This window comes from Lactobacillus porci, assembly GCF_009695985.1.
In the GTDB taxonomy this organism is placed as follows: Bacteria; Bacillota; Bacilli; order Lactobacillales; family Lactobacillaceae; genus Lactobacillus; species Lactobacillus absianus.
This window is the reverse complement of the sequence record NZ_VUMX01000058.1, coordinates 1-2,915: the sequence shown is the minus strand read 5'-3', so window position 1 is coordinate 2,915 and position 2,915 is coordinate 1. Positions and strand designations below refer to the sequence as shown.

Sequence of the window (2,915 nt, the reverse complement as noted above, 5' to 3'; positions counted from 1 at the left end):
ATATATTGGTTTAACAACATCAGACGGTCCAATAAACTAAATTACACGACCCCTGTAAAATATAGAGATCGTGTAATGGCAACTATTTAAGATTTTATAAAATGTCTAACTTTTCTATGGCACTTCATGTTATTGGGGGCTGGACCTACTCGCTTAAAAATGGGAAAAGATTGAGCATTGCAGATATTGCCAAAGGCAGCGAATCAAGCATTCGGAAGCAGTTGATAGCTGGCGCGACGAAAAAATTTAAAATTAAAAAGGGTGAAACTATATATTCTGATATATTAAACGACAAGTACGGTATACGCCTTAATTATTACTTAAAGGGCGGTAAAGTTTACTTGTACCCAGATATTATTGAAGCTCTGAATTATGAATTCACACACCATAACCCGCCTATCTACTATAACTCCCACTTCACCATCCCTTCCCGCTACAAGTAAATATCCGACACAAAAAGATCGTCAGTCCACAATTCGTGGATCATGTCGATCTTTTTGTATATTCTGATTTAGTCATCGTAGACCGTAAGCACCCAATAGCGCAGTATCTATCAACCCCCGGTCAATAGTCATACACTATTCTTAACAATTGAATACGGAGGAACACGATATTATGACTGAACATCCAATCGTACCGCTCGAGCTGCCGAAGGACAAACTCAGACCTAGGAATAAGCTTCCAAAGAACAGGCTCGTTCTCAATCTAAAGTCCAAAGGGGTTGAGCTGTCATTATTAGACACTCAACGTATGGAAGCCTATTTACCATGGGCTTAGAATATCCAGCTCCACTGTAAATAAAGTCCCATAAACTGATTAATCCCATCTTAGCATTGCTAGGATGGGATTTTAATATACTCTGCTATTGGGTGCTTACGATGATTAGAAGCAATTTCTATTGTATATTTGGTCATAAAAATACCCCACAATCGTTAGATGCTTATGTCTAACAATTGTAGGGCACCTCATAACAGCTAGGTGTCTGTCATGATAGTCTGATAAAAAATATCTATTTTTTCTTCTCATATTTTCTTTTTAGTGGTAAAATCGGTTTGTAATCGGTTACTTCATCAATGTTAAGGAGAAAACTATGAAGAAATTAATTGTGGCCAGTGCGCTTGCATTAACTACACTAGCAGGCCTGGCAACTGGTCCAAAGGTACAAGCAAGCAGTACTACAAAGTCTGCCAAGGTTTCCTTTAAGCAGTACAAGATAAATAAGAAGTACAAAAATGGGGTAAAGGCAAAGTTCTCATTTAACTTGCCGCAACTTAAAGGAAAATCGGCAGCCATTAAAAAGATCAACAAGGACTTGAAGAAGATCTACAGTAGCGAGAAGAGTTCATTTACCAGAGCTACACGAGGCTATTCCCAACTGGCCGGTGCCATAAAAAAAGACACTTACTATGACCTTACGAAAACAAGCGTTTCCTACAATAAGAACGGCATCATTTCATTTAAAGTAGACAAGAACTGGTGGACTGGCTATCAAATTAACAATAAAAAAATACCCTATCATGTTATTGGGGGCTGGACCTACTCGCTTAAAAATGGGAAAGGATTGAGCATTACAGATATTGTCAAAGGCAGCAAATCAAGCGTTCGGAAGCAGTTGATAGCTGGCGCGACGAAAAAATTTAAAATTAAAAAGGGTGAAGCTGTCTATGTTGATATGGTTGATATGATATCCGGCAATGTAAACCTTTATTATTACTTAAAGGGCGGTAAAGTTTACTTGTACCCAATTATTATTGAACCTCTGAATTATGACTTCACACACCATAACCCGCCTATCTACTATAACTCCCACTTCACCATCCCTTCCCGCTACAAGTAAATATCCGACACAAAAAGATCGTCAGTCCACAATTCGTGGATCATGTCGATCTTTTTTATATACAATTAGTTACGGCGTAGTCCAACTTCTATAGAGTGCCAGCCAAAGCGCGCCCCTTCTTCAGTTTGCTATCGACCACATTTTTTAAAGAGTACGACAATATCATGCTGATTCTTTGCGGATTCTCGATGTCCTTTATGCAGCACCAGGTTTTAGGCCACCAAAGTCCGATTTCACTTAATCAGACAAGCGGTCTCTTGACCAGAATCATGGCGGATCTACCAAACTTTTTAGGACCAGTTTTTGAAAAAGCCTGCAGGGAATGGACCTGGAGACAAGACGACCTCCCCTTCGACCCGCAGGAAATTAGCAGCTGGTGGGGCTACAATCCTACCCTTAAGCGGCAAGATGACGTCGATTTGGTTGCCGTGAGTTATGACAAAAAAGAAGCAATTATTGGTGAATGCAAGTGGCGCAAGGCAGAGAAGCTTAGTCCGCAAATACTAGATACCTATTGGAAATGGCATAGTCATTAACTTTTTGGCCATTGACCATAATGCATACGTTAGACTTCCGGCTGCTAACATCAATACCGAAAACAGTTTTCAATGAATCCAAACGACTACTCCGTCGAGTAATCATCCAACACTAGATTAGTATGTTTTTATTTTAAACAAAAAATCTTACCGACGGATGTATTACTTGACATCCATCAGTAAGAAATATTATAGAGCCCAAAAAAAGAGCCAGACTTTCGTCTGACTCTCTATTCGCGCGGCAGCGCCCTATCCTTGCAGGCAGTTTCCCACCAACTACTTTCGGCGCGAAGAAGCTTAACTTCTGTGTTCGGCATGGGAACAGGTGTATCCTTCTTGCCACTGCCACCGCACTTCTCTTTGAGCTTGCACGCTCAAAACTGAATACTTAACTCCAATCCAAAACCGGATCGCTTCGCTTTGGTCAAGTCCTCGACTGATTAGTACCGGTCCGCTCCAAGCCTCGCGGCTCTTCCACTCCCGGCCTATCTACCTCATCGTCTCTGAGGTGTCTTACTTTCTTGAAGAAATGGGAAATCTCA

4 protein-coding genes and 2 rRNA genes are annotated in these 2,915 nt (G+C 40.8%); 4 read left to right on the top strand and 2 right to left on the bottom strand.

All coding sequences use genetic code 11. The annotated features are described in order from the left end of the window. The 4 genes from FYJ62_RS10330 to FYJ62_RS10315 all read left to right on the top strand — a co-directional run. Positions 1-90, top strand: a 90-nt coding sequence (locus FYJ62_RS10330; RefSeq protein WP_154486841.1) for an IS3 family transposase, incomplete at its 5' end; no start/stop codon positions are given. Between the two features lie 11 nt (positions 91-101). Beyond that, entirely contained in the window at positions 102-443 is a 342-nt protein-coding gene (locus FYJ62_RS10325) for a hypothetical protein (protein WP_229771904.1), read from the top strand. Between the two features lie 647 nt (positions 444-1,090). After that, positions 1,091-1,837, top strand: coding sequence for a hypothetical protein (locus FYJ62_RS10320; protein ID WP_154549559.1), 747 nt, complete (start codon positions 1,091-1,093; stop codon positions 1,835-1,837). Between the two features lie 164 nt (positions 1,838-2,001). Then, complete coding sequence (locus FYJ62_RS10315) at positions 2,002-2,373, top strand: DUF234 domain-containing protein (RefSeq protein WP_154549558.1); 372 nt, start codon at positions 2,002-2,004, stop codon at positions 2,371-2,373. Between the two features lie 236 nt (positions 2,374-2,609). Here the strand turns inward: FYJ62_RS10315 and rrf are convergent. Further along, positions 2,610-2,726, bottom strand: a 5S ribosomal RNA gene (gene rrf / locus FYJ62_RS10310). A 67-nt stretch (positions 2,727-2,793) separates the two neighbouring features. After that, positions 2,794-2,915, bottom strand: a 23S ribosomal RNA gene (locus FYJ62_RS10305); the annotation flags it as partial.